This window comes from Fibrisoma montanum (assembly GCF_003583365.1).
In the GTDB taxonomy this organism is placed as follows: domain Bacteria; phylum Bacteroidota; class Bacteroidia; order Cytophagales; family Spirosomataceae; genus Fibrisoma; species Fibrisoma montanum.
Genome location: NZ_QXED01000004.1, coordinates 535,064 through 551,338, shown reverse-complemented (window position 1 = coordinate 551,338; position 16,275 = coordinate 535,064). Strand labels below are relative to the sequence as shown.

Here is a 16,275-nt window from a genome sequence, read left to right as displayed (position 1 = left end):
ACGTACTGCTTGATAACCTTTCTGCCGTGAAACGTCAATTACTGTCTGCTGCGGTGCTGCTGCTTTTGTGTGGCGGCACCAGACCCGAACCGGTTCCTCCACAGGCCAGCATCGCCAACGGGGTGCTTACGGCATCGTTGTACCTGCCCGACGAACAGCAGGGCTACTACCGGGGCACCCGATTCGACTGGTCGGGGGCGTTCAAAAGCCTTGACTACAAAGGCCACCGCTACGTAGACCAATGGTTCGATACGTACGACCCCAACCTGCACGATGCCATCAACGGGCCGGTGGAGGAATTTACTCCATTGGGTTTTGCCGACGCCAGACCGGGCGACGCCTTCGTGAAGATTGGCGTGGGCGTACTGCGCCGACCCGACGATAAACCCTACGGATTTTCGGCCGTGTACGACATCGTAGATCACGGAAAACGGACGGTAAAAACACGAAAAGACCGGATTGAGTTTACCCACGACCTGACCGCCCCGAATGGGTACGGCTACCACTACACCAAAACGGTTCGGCTGAGCAACGGTAAGCCTGAACTGGTGCTGGAACACCGGCTGAAAAATACGGGGCAGAAAGCCATTGAAACCAGCGTGTACAACCACAACTTTTTTGTGATCGACAAACAGCCGACGGGGCCGCAGATCACGATCCGGTTTCCGTTCAATGTGAGCGCAGAGGGTCGTGGCTTCGGTAGTACGATTCTGGCGCAGGGCAACCGCTTGACGTATGCGCGCGAACTGGCTAAAAAAGAATACGTGTACAGCGCGGGGCTACAGGGATTCGGGCCAACGGCTGCCGACTACGATGTTCGCATCGAAAACCTGAAGACGGGAGCCGGGGTCCGGGCCACGAGCGATCAGCCGCTCGAAAAACTCGTGTTCTGGGCCTGCTCGACGACCTCCTGTCCGGAGCCTTACATCCGGCTGCAGGCCGCACCCGGCCAGGAAGTCACCTGGACAATTACGTACGCATTTTACGAGAACACCAATCCATGAGAGGCTTCATTGCGCTTGTACTAACCGGTGGCTGGCTCCTGTCCGGAACCACACCCGATCGGGGCAGTACCGACCCCATCGATACCGACTGGCCGACGTACGGCGGCAACCCGGCCGGCAACCGGTACTCGTCTCTGAATCAGATCAATTTGCAGAACGTTTCCCAACTACGGCTGGCCTGGACGTTTGATACCGGTGAAAACAAAAAGCTGACTCCTGACGACCGGGGGATGGACATTCAGTGCCAGCCTATTGTGGTGGATGGCGTCCTGTATGGCACCACGCCCAGGCATAAACTCTTCGCCATCAATGCGGCCACAGGCAAACAGCTGTGGCGATTTGATCCCTACGCCGACCCGAACAAGAAACCCCGTTTCCATCCGCTGCGGGGTGTAACGTACTGGGCAGACGGCGACGACCGGCGAATTCTGTATTCGTCGGGACCGACGCTGTATGCGATCAACGCCACGACCGGTGCTCTGATCAATAGCTTCGGTACCAACGGCACGGTCGATCTGCACGAGGGCCTCGGCGACGCCCAAACCCTCGGCCATGAAACCGCCGGCCTGTCGATCCGCAACACAACCCCCGGCGTCATCTACCGCGATCTGCTTATCGTCGGGTCGAGTGTGTCGGAGGGAGGGGATGCGCCCCCCGGCCACATCCGGGCCTTTAACGTCCGGACCGGTAAACTGGCGTGGGTATTCCATACCATTCCGCTGCCGGGCGAATTCGGCTACGAAACCTGGATGACCGACTCGTACCGGAAGCTCGGCGGGGCCAACTGCTGGGCAGGCATGGTCGTGGATGAAAAACGGGGCATCATGTACGCTGGAACCGGCTCCCCCTCGGTCGACTTCTACGGCGGGGCCCGGGCCGGCCAGAACCTGTTTGCCAACTGCGTTCTCGCCCTCGACGCCAGTACCGGCAAACGCATCTGGCATTTCCAGACCGTTCACCACGACCTTTGGGACCGCGACTTGCCCTGCCCACCGAACCTGATCACGGTTACGCACGAAGGCCGCCGGGTTGAGGCAGTGGCGCAGGCCACCAAGGACGGATACGTGTTTGTCTTCGACCGGGATTCGGGCAAGCCGCTGTTTCCGGTGAATGAAGTGGCCGTGCCGAACTACCCGGCCCTACCCGGCGAACAACCGTGGCCTACGCAACCGGTACCGACCAAACCAGCCCCGTTCTGCAGACAGGAACTCAGCGAAGCAATCATCACCGACCGCACTCCGGAAGCGCGGGCCTATGTACTGGAGCGCTTCCGAAACAGTCGACAGGGCAACAAATACCTGCCACCCAGCGAAGAAGGTTCGCTGATTTTCGGTATGGGCGGTGGCGCTGAATGGGGTGGTACGGCCGCCGACCCAGACGGCATTTTCTACGTCAACAGCAACAACATGCTCTGGTGGCTGAAGATGCGCAACACGCAGCAGCCGGAAGGAGTGGCCCTGACGCGGGGAGCCAGTCTGTTTAACACAAACTGTGCTGTTTGTCACGCAACGCCGGGCCAGGACAAAGCCATAGCGAAAACCCAGCAGGCCTACCCCGACCTGACCGACGTAGGAAAACGGCTGGATAAAAAGCAGATTCACGCCCTGCTGACCACCGGTCGGGGGCGAATGCCTTCGTTTCAGCACATTTCCCGGGAAGATCGCGAAGCAATCGTAGACTTTCTGCTCAACCCGGCGGCAAAGCCCAAAGCCGTTTTATCAGCGTCAACGGATATTCATTCATCCGCCGTAACAGCGCCCCGAACCCAGACCAGCGACTTTCCGTACCAGTCGCCGTATCTGAACAACGGTAACACCCAGTTTCGGGATCAGGACAACTACCCGGCCATCAAACCGCCCTGGGGTACGCTCAACGCCATCGACCTGAATACGGGTGAATACGTCTGGCAGGTGCCGCTCGGGGAGTATCCGGAACTTACCAGGAAAGGGGTTCCGCAGACGGGGACCGAAAACCACGGCGGTCCACTCGTAACGGCGGGCGGGCTGGTGTTCATTGCGGCTACGTACGACGAAAAGCTGCGCGCGTTCGACAAAAAAACCGGAAAGGTAGTGTGGGAATACAAGCTGCCGGCCGGCGGCTTTGCAACGCCCATAACGTATAGCGTCAACGGTAAACAATACGTAGCCATTGCCGCGGGCGGTACCCGCTACGGGCTGAAGCCGGGCGGCTCCTATGTTGCCTTTTCTTTGCCCTGACGTACTGCCGGAAACTAACCAATCGGGCCTTTACCTAAACGATCCATGAGCGGTCTGACGACGAAGTATTTATTGTGCTGTGACTGGGGAACGTCGTTTTTCCGCCTACGGCTAACGAACTTATACGATCACCAGTGCACCGGCGAACTGATCTCCCGAGAAGGCATTGCCGGTACGTTTGACGCCTGGCGCAAAACCGGCGCAGCAACCGGTATGAGCCGGGATAACTTTTTCCGGCGGCAGTTGAAAAAACAGATCAACGCGCTGGGTCGCCAGTTGGCGATGAACCTGCTGAACATCCCGGTTGTGATTTCGGGCATGGCCTCCTCCTCGATTGGGATGGAAGAAGTGCCCTATGCCGTACTGCCGTTTGCGCTGGACGGCAGCCAGTCCAGCATCCGGCATTTTGATCCGCAACCGGATTTCCCGCACGAACTGATGCTGATCTCGGGCGTCAGGAGCGGGCAGGACGTCATGCGGGGCGAAGAGACGCAGCTCATCGGCCTGGTTACGCTGCTTACCTTATCGGGCGAAAAAACCAGGGAAGCCATTTTTGTTTTTCCCGGCACACACTCCAAGCACATGTACGTCCGGGATGGGCAGCTGATCAGCTTTGATACGTACATGACGGGGGAGTTGTTTGATCTGATGGCCCACCACAGCATTCTCAAAGACTCCGTCGACCTGATTGATCTAACCGACTTTTCGGCTCCGAACGTACTGGCTTTCAGGCAGGGCGTGCAGCAAGCCACCGCGTCGGGTATCCTGAACGGCCTGTTCACGATCCGTACCAACCAGCTTTTTGATACGTTTACGAAAGCGGAAAACGCCTTTTATCTAAGCGGCTTACTGATTGGTACGGAACTGTTGCCGCTGCTGGCCGAAAAAGGCTGGCCGCTGGTGCTGTGCAGCGGCAGTAAGCTGACCGGTTTTTATGAACTGGCTATTCGCGAACTGAACCTGGCCGATCGGGCGACAACCATTCCTGCCGATCTGATTGATCAGGCAGCCAGCCGGGGACAGGCGATGCTATTCCGGAATCAGACCTTAAAAGAAATTACCCGATGACAACCCTCTTTTCCAACGACCTGTTTACCCAGGCACCCATCGTGGGTATTGTCCGCAACCTGCCCGCTGATGTCATAAGGCAGCTTCTGCCGGTGTACCGGGAGGCTGGTCTGACCACCATCGAGATCACCATGAATACGCCGGGAGCTGTGGACTGCATTCGACAGGCCCGGCAACAATACCCCAATGATCTGAACATCGGCGCCGGTACGGTCTGCACCCCCGACGACCTGGAGCAGGCCCTGGATGCCGGTGCGCAGTTCATCGTAACCCCCATTCTCGACGAGTCGGTTATCCGCACCTGTGTTGACCGGGGAGTGCCTGTTTTTCCGGGAGCCTTTACACCCACTGAAATCTACCGCGCCTGGACACTGGGCGCACCGATGGTGAAGGTTTTCCCCACCACGACACTCGGCCCTGCCTACATCAAGGACCTGAAAGGGCCACTGCCGCAGGTCAGGCTGTTGCCAACGGGTGGGGTGAGCCTGAGCACCATCCGGCAGTTTTTCGATGCCGGCGCAACCGGCGTTGGCGTGGGCAGTCACCTGTTCGATGCAGCCCTGATCAAAGCCCGGGACTGGAACGGGCTTACCATTCATTTCCAGGAATTTCTGAAACGGCTGCCCAGCCAGCACCAACCAGCCTGACCCCAACCCCTTTCCTGAACCAGCATGATAACTCCCCAGAAAACCGAACCGGCGACCGTCGCCACCAGCAAAAACTACCGATGGCTCATCGTTGTGCTGCTGTTTGCGGCAACTTCCATCAACTACCTCGACCGGCAGATCATTGGTTTACTCAAACCCCTGCTCGAAATAGAATTTAACTGGACCGAAACCCAATACGCCCGGATTGTGATTGCCTTCACGGCGGCCTATGCGGTCGGGTTGCTGGGGTTTGGCTGGTTCATCGACCGGGTCGGCACTAAAATTGGCTATACCGTTACGATTGTCTGGTGGAGCGTGGCCGGCATGCTCCACGCCCTGGCCCGGAGTGCCTTCGGATTCGGGGTCGCCCGCGTCGGGCTTGGGTTGGGAGAGGCTGGTAACTACCCGGCCGCCGTCAAAGCCGTGGCCGAATGGTTTCCGCAAAAAGAACGGGGGCTGGCAACGGGCCTGTTCAACGCCGGAACGAGTCTGGGCGTAGTGGCCGCTCTGCTCATCGTTCCCTGGATTTTAAGCCACTACGGCTGGCAGGAAGTATTCTGGATCACCGGCGCTCTGGGCTTTGTCTGGTTGATCTTCTGGCTGATTTTCTACGACGTACCGGCCCGCCAGAAACGCCTGTCGGCGGAGGAATACGAGTATATTCGCAGCGGGCAGGAACTCGAAACAGACCAAAAAACGCCTATTCGCTGGTTCAAGCTCTTCGGGCAACCGCAAACCTGGGCGCTCATTACGGGCAAGGGGCTCATTGACCCCATCTATTGGTTCTTTTTGTTCTGGCTCCCCTCCTACTTTTCCTCTACGTTTCAACTGGACCTCAAAAAGCCCAGCCTGGAACTGATGATTATTTACACGGCCACCACCATCGGCAGCATTGGCGGAGGGTATCTGTCTTCCCGACTCATCAAACGGGGCTGGGGGACCCTGAGAGCCCGCAAGACGGTGCTGTTTGCGTTTGCCATACTGGAATTATCCATCATTCTGGCGCAGTTCGCCACGGACGTGTGGGTAGCCGTTGGCCTGATCAGCCTGGCCGTAGCGGTCCATCAGGCGTGGGCGACCAACATCTTTACGCTGGCATCGGATCTGTTTCCCAAACAAGCCGTCAGTTCAGCGGCCGGCATTGCGGGCATGGCCGGAGCGGTGGGGGGCATTTTCTTTCCAATGCTCGTAGGTAGTCTGCTCGACACCTACAAAGCGGCCGGTAATCTGGCCGGGGGTTACAACATCCTCTTTACCCTCTGCGGCTGTACGTATCTGGTGGCCTGGACAATTATTCATCTCCTGACCCGGAAACCGAAGCTGGTACAGATTGAGGAATTAATCTGATTATCGCTGCGGATTGAATCGTGGTGCAGACGTCTGCTGCCACTGCCGGTTTGTCGGGTTCAGGGCTACGTAGCGGGACATTTTCTGAAATATGCGGTTTTTCCGCTTATTTCGCCCCGTTAACTGACCCCGCCCGTGCAGATCATCGTTGATATTGGTAATACCGACGCCGTATTTGGCCTGTATTCGCAGGCTGGCTGGCAACACATCTGGCGTACGCCCGCACGTACTGACGAGCCAGCCGGCTCCTACGAGCGCCGACTGCGGTTGTGGCTGCTGGAAGCGAGCGTTTCTCTTAGTACCATTCAAACTACCGTCTTGAGCAGCGTCGTACCGAATCTGACGCCCATCATGCGCAGCATGCTCACGACCCTATTCGGTTTTGAGCCGGTGGTGATGGGCCCCGGTGTTTATCCTTTACTGCCCCTGGAGATTCTCCGGCCGCACGAAATCGGTACCGATCTCGTAGCCAATGCCCTGGCCGCTTATACGCACTATCAGCGCAACTGCGTGGTCGTCGATTTCGGGACTGCCCTGACCTTCACGACGGTATCGGGCGAAGGAAAAATCCTGGGCGTGGCCATAGCACCCGGGCTGAAAACAGCCATCCGGTCCTTGTTTGCCAATACGGCCCAACTGCCCGAAGTGCCTATCGAAGTGCCGGCTTCGGCCCTGGGCACCAGCACTACCCACGCCATTCAGGCAGGCGTTGTGCTGGGCTACGAAGGCCTCGTTCGTTCGCTCCTCGACCGTATCCGGACCGAACTCAACGGCGATTGCATCGCTATCGCTACGGGGGGTTTATCAGGTCGAATCCCTTCCCTCCATATTGCCTTTACGGCGGTTATCCCATCGCTCACCCTCGATGGCATACGGCTTGTCGGCGAGATTGTCGGCCGCGACGCCCGCTAAGTGTTGATTGTACGGTACTTTCCCCAAGGTGAGGAGCGAATACCTCACTTACCTGTTTTTACCTAACTTCCAAAAAATTAGCCTGTTACCAAACATTTTAGTACGCTGCGAACATTCCGTTTTAAGTCAATTTTCCGGGCAGTTCCGCTAAGAAAAGTACCATAATCGCCACATATTCAGCTTCCTGACAGCAGGCTGCAAAACCTCCTCGTTTTATGGCGGTCTGGCACGGCTTTTTCGTAACACTCCGGCAGACGGCTTCGCATTTCACATTAGCCGTCGGTAAAAGACAGCGTTATGAAAGCGTACGTATTACTAATCGTTTTGTGGTTGAGTGCCGTAGGAGTCGGTACCAGTCACGCCAAAGGAGCACCAAACTGGAACCTGGGTCAACTGCTGCTGACCAATGGGACACAGATCGAGGGGGAGTTAAATTATAACTGGAAAGCAGAGATTGTACAGGTTCGGCAGGGGAATACCATTAAGGCTTATTCAGCCACTCAGGTGGATCACTTCGTTTTTTTCGATGCCAATCAGAACACGTTACGTCGCTTTGTAGCGGTTGAATACCCGGTCCGTCAGTCACTCATGAGAAAACTGTTTCTGGAGGAATTTGTGCCCGGTACGTTGACGGTATACCGCCGGCTTCGGCACACCCGGGAACCGATCAAGGTGATTAGCCCGATTGCCTACGGCGATGATGAAGAACTGGTGAAAGACCTGGATAGCTTCACTTACTTTGTCTACGACGAAAACGGCATAATCACCAACCTGGATAACTTCACCCGCGACATCTGGCCCCGGCTGAAAGAGGAGTATGGAGAAGAGTTAAAACATTTTGTTGACGGCCAGAGCCTGGATCTCGGCACTACCTTGTCGCAGCTATTATTGATTAATCAATACAACGCCCTGAAAAAACAGCAGGAAGAATCAGGAGAACCTGTTAACCAGAAGGTTCCGGCCGGTGAGTAGCCGATAGCGCAAGCGGAATGAAACTCAGAAAGCCAGTCTCAATCCGAGAGCTGGCTTTTGTATTTTATCAATGTAACACCTTTATAATCAATCCCTGACACGGCCAAAAAATAAATTTTCAATAGTAAATAAGTTATATAATTTGATGTTTTTACACATAATTCTGCTGACTTGCTGACTACAGTATAATTTATCCTTTTAGTTGTACAACGAAATGTAATATAACGATTTGGAGTGCACAAACAGGAAAGCTTTTAATGAGTTTATTTGTCAAAAGCTCAACCCCCCTAAACCGCCCCGGTATGACATAAATCAAACGTTAACGCTGATCCAGCTAAAATTACATTTTTATGAAAATGCTCCGTCACGTAACCCTCGTGGTACTTTTTTTAGGTACTCAACTGGCAGCCAGCCTGGCTGGAGACCCGCCAGCTAAATGGCACGAAGGCCGGTTAACCATGGCTACCAACGAGCTTGTTTCCGGCGAACTGGCTTATAACTGGAGCGCCGAGATGGTTCAGATCCGGCAAGCCAATGGCCGCATCCGGACCTTGTCGGCCGGGCAGGTTCGATCGTTCAGTTGGTTTGATGCCGACCAGAGCAAGTTGCGCGAGTTTGTATCCCTGCCCTTTTCGTCCGGCAAGGGCCGCGCCCATCCCGTTTTTTTTGAAATTGTCATGGATGGCCCCCTGGTTGTGATTCGGCGGCTTCAGGCCAATAAAGGGTTATTCAGATCGGCGATCGGCCATCCTGTTCGTTATTTTGACGACAAATCCCTGAATCAGGATGTTTCCAACTTTGTCTACTATGCCTACGACGAGGGCCGTTTTCTGAGTGTGAACCGGTTCTATATCGACATCTATCAGCCCTATCTCAAGGCTTACGAAAAACCACTACAGCAGTTCGTTCAGGCCCACAACATCAACGAGCGGACAACCATCGGCCGCCTGGTTCTCATCAGCCAGTACAACATGCTGGTTAACGAAGACCAGCGATCAGCTTCAGCCCGAACCTCCTACGGAGCCATTGAATAACACCCTTTTATACCAATAAACCCAGGTTGGGCCGGAAAGACAGTAGGTACGGCGGAGTCTCTGCTTTTATAGCCGAGAATTCCTTCATGCTGACTCATCTTTCTGCTTTCTGACTGTCTTCCCAAGCTGGGCAATATGGACCAATTTAACATCACAAAAGCACCGACGGTATACGACGCCGTAATCGTTGGTTCGGGTGCCGGGGGCGGTATGGCCGCCTACATACTCACTAAAGCGGGCGCTAAAGTATTAATGCTCGAAGCCGGCGGTTACTACGACCCTGCCGACCCCAAATACATCACCCAGCTCAAATGGCCGTATGAGTCACCCCGGCGTGGAGCAAGCACCCCACTCCGGTCGGGTGGCGATTTCGACGCGGCCTGGGGTGGCTGGGACATTGAGGGCGAACCGTACTCATCCAAAGCGGGGACTGAATTCCACTGGTTCCGGTCGCGGATGCTGGGGGGACGTACCAACCACTGGGGCCGGATTTCGCTCCGTTTCGGTCCCGACGATTTTCGCCGTAAATCCCTGACGGGCGTCGGCGACGACTGGCCGATCGGCTACGAAGACCTTAAGCCGTTCTACGACAAAACCGACCGGCTCATTGGTGTTTTCGGCACCAACCTGCCCGATTTCCCCAACGAACCAGACGGCTACTTCCTGCCTCCGCCGAAACCCCGCCTGCACGAACTGATGCTGCAGAAAGCCGGTAAGAGCATTGGCGTACCGGTAGTTCCCTCGCGGCTATCCATCCTGACTCAGCCCATCAACAAAGAGCGGGGTCAGTGCTTTTACTGCCACCAGTGCAACCGGGGCTGCCAGGCCTACGCCGACTTCTCGTCGTCGTCGGTGCTGGTAATTCCGGCCGTTAAAACCGGCAACCTGACGCTTCAGAACCACGCCATGGTGCGCGAGGTACTAACCGATCAGCGTACGGGTCTGGCCACCGGCGTTTCCTACGTCGATACGGTTACGTTGCAGGAGGTTAGCGTACGGGCAAAAACCGTGATCCTTGGCGCCAGCACCTGCGAATCGGCCCGGTTGCTGCTCAATTCCAAGTCGCCCCGCTTCCCGAACGGCCTGGCCAATTCAAGCGGAGTGATTGGCAAGTATCTGAACGATTCAACCGGAGCCGGGCGGTCAGCTTTTATTCCGGCCCTGATGGACCGCAAACGCTACAACGAGGATGGCGTCGGTGGGATGCACGTATTTACGCCCTGGTGGCTGGATAACAAGAAACTGGACTTCCCGCGCGGCTACCACATTGAGTACGGGGGTGGTATGGGTATGCCGGGTTACGGCTTTGGCGGGGGCGTCGAAAACCTGAACGGTCAGATTCCCGGCCGCGACGGCAAGATGAAACCCGGTGGTGGCTACGGCGCGAGCCTGAAAGACGATATGCGCCGGTTCTACGGGGCCTACGTAGGCATGTCGGGCCGGGGCGAACCGGTACCCCTGGAAAGCAACTACTGCGAAATTGACCCGAACGGCGTCGATAAGTACGGTATCCCTACGCTGCGGTTTCACTACAAATGGTCGGACTACGAGGTTAAACAGGCCAAACACATGCAGGATACCTTCGAGGAGATTATCCATGCCATGGGTGGCATTCCGCTCGGTCGGAAACCGGGTCCCGAGCAGAATTACGGCCTGGCGGCTCCCGGCCGGATCATCCACGAAGTGGGTACGGTCCGGATGGGCAACGATCCCAGCAAGTCGGCCCTGAACAAGTTCCAGCAGGCCCACGACGTCAAGAACCTGTTTGTGGTGGATGCTGCACCGTTTGTTTCGCAGGGCGACAAGAACGTAACGTGGACCATCCTGGCGTCATCCATGCGCACCTCGGAATACCTGATTGACCAGGTTAAACAGAAGAATATTTAACTCTGTGCGCTCTGCGATACTCTCAGCGTTCTCTGCGTTTACCTATTTAAACGCAGAGAACGCTGAGAGTATCGCAGAGGACGCCAAGAAACTTGAAATCCAATGAAACGCAGAGATTCCCTCAAAGCCATATCAATCAGTTCGCTGGGGCTGGCCGTTGGGCCGGCCGAGGCCGCGGTTCCGGAACCAGCTCCCAAACCGCCCATTAAAATTCCGGGAGGACGGCTCAAGGAAGAAGCTGAACGGGATGCCAGGCTGAACGCCGAGAAGTTTTTCACCCCCCACGAACTACAGACTGTTACGGTACTGTCGGACATCATCATCCCGGCTGATACTCGTTCGGGTAGTGCGTCGCAGGCGGGTGTGCCGGCCTTCATCGAATTTATGATGAAAGACCAGCCACGTAGCCAGACGCCCATGCGTGGCGGACTGCGCTGGATCGACAACGTCTGCACGAAGCGCTACGGGAAACCGTTTGCGCAGTGTACGAAAGCCCAGCAGATCGAACTGGTTGACCAGATCGCCTTCCCGAGCAAAGTAGCCCCGGACATGACGCAGGGCGCGGCCTTTTTCTCGCAGCTGCGCAACCTGGTTATGACTGGTTTTTACACCAGTAAGATGGGCATCGAAGACCTGGGCTACATGGGCAACGTACCGAACCAGTGGAACGGCGTGCCCGACGACGTACTGAAACAGTATGGTCTGAGTTACGAACCGTCAAAGGCGGAAGAAGCCCGGAAATAAACCAAACTTTATTAATTAAAAAACGGCCGATTCGATACTGCGGATCGGCCGTTTTTTGCTACAATGCGCTGGTTCTCCCTAAAAGCCGGCGACCACTCAAAAGAAATTTGCGGCAGCATCGTTTATAGGGGTGTTATCCTCACAAAACGATCTGCACATGGCCAATCAACCCGGCGGCTGGCTCGGTAAACTAAGCAGCCTGATTATTCCGCCCAGCCATCACGAAGCGGCATCGGCGCCTTCCGTCAGCAACAAACGTATTCTGGACGAATTGGTAGCCTCGTTCGAGGATTCTATTGGTCGGGAGTCGGTCGGGTCGAGTATGCTCTTCAATGCCCACTTCCTGATCATCCTGCACCCCGATACGTACGAAGACCGGATGAATGCCTTTCCGGTGATCGTCAATGAGGCTGTTCGGGCGTTTAATATGGTCATTGAATCGCACCGCAGTCAATACGAACAAGTGTCGCCGGTAGCGTCGAGCTGGTTTTTCAAATTTGGGGCCGGCCGCGAATTCGGTGGTGAACCGGTCAACCTAACCGATATTCATGTGATTGGCGCACTGACCGGCATTCTGACCGGAACGGCCCAGCCCCAGGCTCCTGCGGATAAAGTGAACGTAACGCGCCGGGTCAAGCAAACTAACCGCTACGAAAAAGTGGATGTTGACCTGAACGCCTTTCAGCACATCGACTTCCGCGAACCGGGTGCATTCGTGGTCAAATTCAGTTTCGGTACCCCACCACCCCCAGCGTCTCCCAGCCGGGCACCGGTAGTAGGAGCCGGTGTTACCAAAGCGAACCCCACCAGCCTGCCGCGGAGCCTCAACGAGGGACTGGCGCAGCTCGATTACTACATTGCCGAAACCAATCAGGAGTACACCTACGTCATGCGCGACCGGGAAATCGTTGTTGCCCGGAAAGAGCCCGAGAATCAGCATTTTCCAAATTACCTGCTGGTCGAATCAGCCTACGTATCCAATCCGCACGCCCGGATTCGGTTCAACGAATCGACCGGCTCGTTCCAGATCACGTCGTTCAGCCGCAACGAAACCCGCGTGAATGAGCAGCTGATTCCGAAGAGCGAACCCGCCAATCCCGTCTGGTATGAATTGCCGGAAAAAGCCCAGATTCTGCTCAACAGCATGGTAACTCTCAGTTTTCAAAGCAGCCGGTAAATTCATGATCGATTCTTTGCTCGTTTTACTTTTGCTGGTGTTTGTGCTGTTTCTGGTGTTCAGCCATTTTCGGGACTTACCCCGGTGATTTCAGTTTACGGTATACGGTTTACAGTCTTCGGTTCATGGTTTCGGGGTTCGGCGCAACGGTCTGCCGGTACCAATAGCAAACCGAAAACCATTCAACCTTAACCCATTCCAACGCATGCAGTCAATCTTACTCACGGGCAAAACCGACGTCGGCCGGCGACGAACCGACAATCAGGATACGTTTATCAGCACCACGATCTGGTCCGACTCCAGCGCGCTCCTGGCCGTCATCGACGGGGTAGGCGGCTACGCCGGGGGTGACCGGGCCGCGGCCATTGCCCGCGAGTCGATCGAACGCTACATGAGTACGCCCAACGGCGACCCGCTGTCGATGCTGCGCGAGGCCGTGGTGTTTGCCAACAACCAGATCAATGAAGAACGGCAGCAGGCCCCCAAACTGGCGCAGATGTGCTGCGTACTGACGGTGGCCGTTGCAGACCCGCAGGCTAATAAGCTTTATTTTGTTCATGTGGGCGACACGCGCCTGTATCGGTTCCGGCAGGACGTGCTCGAAAAACTCACCCACGACCACTCGCTGGTTGGTATTCGGGAAGACGCCAACGAACTGACCGAGACGGAAGCCATGCAGCATCCGCGCCGAAACGAGATTCTGCGCGAGGTAGGGCTTATACACCACCGCATCGATGATCCCGACTTTCTGGAATCAGGCGAGACCGATTTTTTGCCCGGCGATCAGTTACTGCTGTGCAGCGACGGCTTGACCGACATGATTACGCAGGCCCACATTACGGCGGTGCTGCGGCAATCGGGTTCGCTGGACGAACAGGCTGGCGAACTGATCCGGCTGGCCAACGAACAGGGCGGCAACGATAACGTTACGGTCGTACTGGCCAGAAACGGAACCGGCCCGGGTACGGCAACCGTCGCAGCTCCGGCAGCGGCCAGCCTGACCCAACCAGCCACGCCGGTAACCGCCAACGGCCGCACCACTACCGGCACCGACGTAAAACCGGCTAAACGTAGCCGCGCCGGTCTGTGGCTGCTGGGGCTGATCATGGTCGTTGGATTGCTGGCCTTTGCCTGGTATTCGTTCCAGACGCCGGATCGGGGGGATCAACCCATTGAGGACACCGAACTGACTGACCTGACAATCCCCCCGTCGAGTACGTCAGCTTCGTCGATGGTTCCGGCTTCCGTGCCGCTGGATTCGCTGGTGCAAACCGCCTACCGAAGCGCCGACCATCGACTCGTGCTGACCGCCGACACAATCCGGCTCGCTAAACCCCTGGTATTGAATGATTCGCTGCTGACCGTTTTGGGCGATAGTCGGCTGACCGTGGTTATTCCAACCGACACGACGCAATCGCGGGTGGCCTTTCGCGTTATCAACGGGAGAACCATAAACCTGGAAAATCTGGTTATACAAGGATTCAGGACGGGTATTGAAACCACGAGCGACGTGAAACTGCAACTGAAGCAGGTTTACTTCCGCAACGTAGAGCGGCCCGTTAATGCGGTGATCCGGCAGGATACGTTCCGCAACACCGTGCTGTCTGTTTCGTCGCAGGCCCAGCCTGTTCCGCCAAAACCAATGTCTCGCCCCTGATGGCAACGATCCGATTTAATGCCCAGTTTCCGGGTTACGAAGTGCTGAGTGAACTGGGGCGCTCCAACGCCCGCATCCTCAAAGCCCGGCATATAGCCACCGGCGATCTGGTGGCCATTAAACATTTTGCCCTGAACACCGACGAGGATACGCTCCGGCGGTTTCAGCGGGAGTCGGCCATTATGACCAGCATCAACCACCCGAACGTGGTGAAAGTCCGCGAGGTGCAACTGGAGGCCGATCTGCCGTATATCGTCATGGAGTTGATCGAAGGGGGTAGTTTGCGTAACCTCATCAAAACGGGCGGCCATCTGGACATTCCGACCACCATCCGGCTCGGCCTGCAGATGGCCAGTGCTTTCAGGGCGTTCCATCCGCAGGGTATCATTCACCGGGACATTAAGCCGGAAAACATCCTGTATCGCCCGCTGCCCAGTGGTGAGCTGCACTTCCTGCTCACCGACTTTGGCGTGGCCCGCCTGCGCGAACAATCGACTACCATGACCGGCCAGTCGCTGATGACCTACGAGTACGCATCGCCGGAGCAGTTCAATGACCCGCGCGGGGTGGGCGTTGCCACGGATTATTACTCCCTCGGGGTTGTGCTGTTTGAATGCCTGAACGGCAGCGTACCCTTTCAGATGGGCGATCAGTCGGGTATCGTTACGTTCATGAACAAAGTCCTCAACGATGCCCCACCCGCCCTGACCGTAGCCGCCAACGGTCAGCCGCTTGGCCGCTTCGTGGATCTGATCCAGGGCTTACTCCTGAAAAAGCCGGCCGAACGCCTGAGCGATGCCGACGAGTTAACGTGGCTGCTGAAACAGGCCGAACTTGATTACCTGCAGGCCAGCCGTACCGGCCAGTTTACGAACCGGCCCACAACCCCGCTGATCATAACGCAGCCGGTCGACGTACCGTCCCAACCGGCCGCGCTGCCACCAACCGAGCCGGCCGACGTTTCGCCCGCTCCCCGTCACACTTCGGCGCGAACATCGTCCGGCAGGGGCACTTTCAAATGGATCGGACTAACACTGCTGGCCTTGGCCGTTGCCGCGGGTGGCTATTATATTGTAGCCAATCAGACAGCTTCTGATCCGGGCTCGGGGCCGCCGTCGCTTGGCGAGTTGATAACGGGTTCGGCCGATAGCACCGTTTCTGGCACGGAAACCTCCGGCGCAGAAGCCGATTCGGTTGCCCTCCGATTGCAGCGCGAAGCCGAAGAACGCCAACGCCGGGAAAAACTCCGGCGGGAAGCCATCGCAGCCGGGCGGAATCTCCGGGCAGAGGTATCCAACTACCGGGCGGTTTTCCTGGGCGGCATCCGGGACGTAGAAATCACCCTGAACAACCCAAGCGGCATCACATTCCCCGCCGTGGCCGTTCAGGTGAAATACATCAAAGACAACGGAGACACGTACAAAACGGAAAAGATCTTTTTCATGAACGTCGGACCGGATGCGATCATGAGCAAGCCGGCACCCGACAGCGACCGGGGCACCCGAATCACCTGTCGCGTGCTGAAGTACGACCTGCCACCCGACGTACTGTCGACCGATTCGGTAGCGACCGACACGGCTTTATCTGCTGACTCAACGCTATAAACCAAC

13 protein-coding genes are annotated in these 16,275 nt (G+C 56.6%); all 13 read left to right on the top strand.

The window, feature by feature from the left end:
- Nucleotides 1–26 precede the first annotated feature (26 nt).
- The 13 genes from DYU11_RS16225 (at nucleotide 27) to DYU11_RS16165 (ending at nucleotide 16,269) form a co-directional block, all read left to right on the top strand.
- Nucleotides 27–1,004 carry a hypothetical protein gene (locus tag DYU11_RS16225; RefSeq protein ID WP_119668742.1) on the top strand — a complete coding sequence of 326 codons (978 nt, stop codon included), beginning with the start codon at nucleotides 27–29 and terminating at the stop codon, nucleotides 1,002–1,004.
- Entirely contained in the window at nucleotides 1,001–3,220 is a 2,220-nt protein-coding gene (locus DYU11_RS16220; RefSeq protein ID WP_119668741.1) for an outer membrane protein assembly factor BamB family protein, read from the top strand. The genes DYU11_RS16225 and DYU11_RS16220 overlap by 4 nt, the downstream gene beginning before the upstream one ends.
- Nucleotides 3,221–3,265: 45 nt before the next feature.
- On the top strand, nucleotides 3,266–4,288 hold the full coding sequence (locus DYU11_RS16215; RefSeq protein WP_119668740.1) for a 2-dehydro-3-deoxygalactonokinase: 1,023 nt from the start codon (nucleotides 3,266–3,268) through the stop codon (nucleotides 4,286–4,288).
- Nucleotides 4,285–4,935 carry a bifunctional 4-hydroxy-2-oxoglutarate aldolase/2-dehydro-3-deoxy-phosphogluconate aldolase gene (locus DYU11_RS16210; protein WP_119668739.1) on the top strand — a complete coding sequence of 217 codons (651 nt, stop codon included), beginning with the start codon at nucleotides 4,285–4,287 and terminating at the stop codon, nucleotides 4,933–4,935. The genes DYU11_RS16215 and DYU11_RS16210 overlap by 4 nt, the downstream gene beginning before the upstream one ends.
- 24 nt (nucleotides 4,936–4,959) lie before the next feature.
- Nucleotides 4,960–6,282, top strand: coding sequence for an MFS transporter (locus tag DYU11_RS16205; RefSeq protein ID WP_119668738.1), 1,323 nt, complete (start codon nucleotides 4,960–4,962; stop codon nucleotides 6,280–6,282).
- A 135-nt stretch (nucleotides 6,283–6,417) separates the two neighbouring features.
- Entirely contained in the window at nucleotides 6,418–7,194 is a 777-nt protein-coding gene (locus tag DYU11_RS16200) for a type III pantothenate kinase (RefSeq protein WP_119668737.1), read from the top strand.
- A gap of 297 nt (nucleotides 7,195–7,491) precedes the next feature.
- A complete protein-coding gene (locus DYU11_RS16195) occupies nucleotides 7,492–8,166 on the top strand; it encodes a hypothetical protein (protein WP_119668736.1) in 675 nt (224 codons plus the stop codon).
- Nucleotides 8,167–8,516: 350 nt separating this feature from the next.
- Nucleotides 8,517–9,200, top strand: a complete 684-nt coding sequence (locus DYU11_RS16190; RefSeq protein WP_119668735.1) for a hypothetical protein — start codon at nucleotides 8,517–8,519, stop codon at nucleotides 9,198–9,200.
- 135 nt (nucleotides 9,201–9,335) lie between these two features.
- Nucleotides 9,336–11,087, top strand: coding sequence for a GMC oxidoreductase (locus DYU11_RS16185; RefSeq protein WP_119668734.1), 1,752 nt, complete (start codon nucleotides 9,336–9,338; stop codon nucleotides 11,085–11,087).
- A 102-nt stretch (nucleotides 11,088–11,189) separates the two neighbouring features.
- Nucleotides 11,190–11,831, top strand: a complete 642-nt coding sequence (locus tag DYU11_RS16180; protein ID WP_119668733.1) for a gluconate 2-dehydrogenase subunit 3 family protein — start codon at nucleotides 11,190–11,192, stop codon at nucleotides 11,829–11,831.
- A 157-nt stretch (nucleotides 11,832–11,988) separates the two neighbouring features.
- Nucleotides 11,989–13,008, top strand: a complete 1,020-nt coding sequence (locus DYU11_RS16175; RefSeq protein WP_119668732.1) for an FHA domain-containing protein — start codon at nucleotides 11,989–11,991, stop codon at nucleotides 13,006–13,008.
- A gap of 205 nt (nucleotides 13,009–13,213) precedes the next feature.
- Nucleotides 13,214–14,665 carry a PP2C family protein-serine/threonine phosphatase gene (locus DYU11_RS16170; protein ID WP_119668731.1) on the top strand — a complete coding sequence of 484 codons (1,452 nt, stop codon included), beginning with the start codon at nucleotides 13,214–13,216 and terminating at the stop codon, nucleotides 14,663–14,665.
- Nucleotides 14,665–16,269, top strand: coding sequence for a serine/threonine protein kinase (locus tag DYU11_RS16165; protein WP_119668730.1), 1,605 nt, complete (start codon nucleotides 14,665–14,667; stop codon nucleotides 16,267–16,269). The genes DYU11_RS16170 and DYU11_RS16165 overlap by 1 nt, the downstream gene beginning before the upstream one ends.
- Nucleotides 16,270–16,275: the final 6 nt, after the last annotated feature.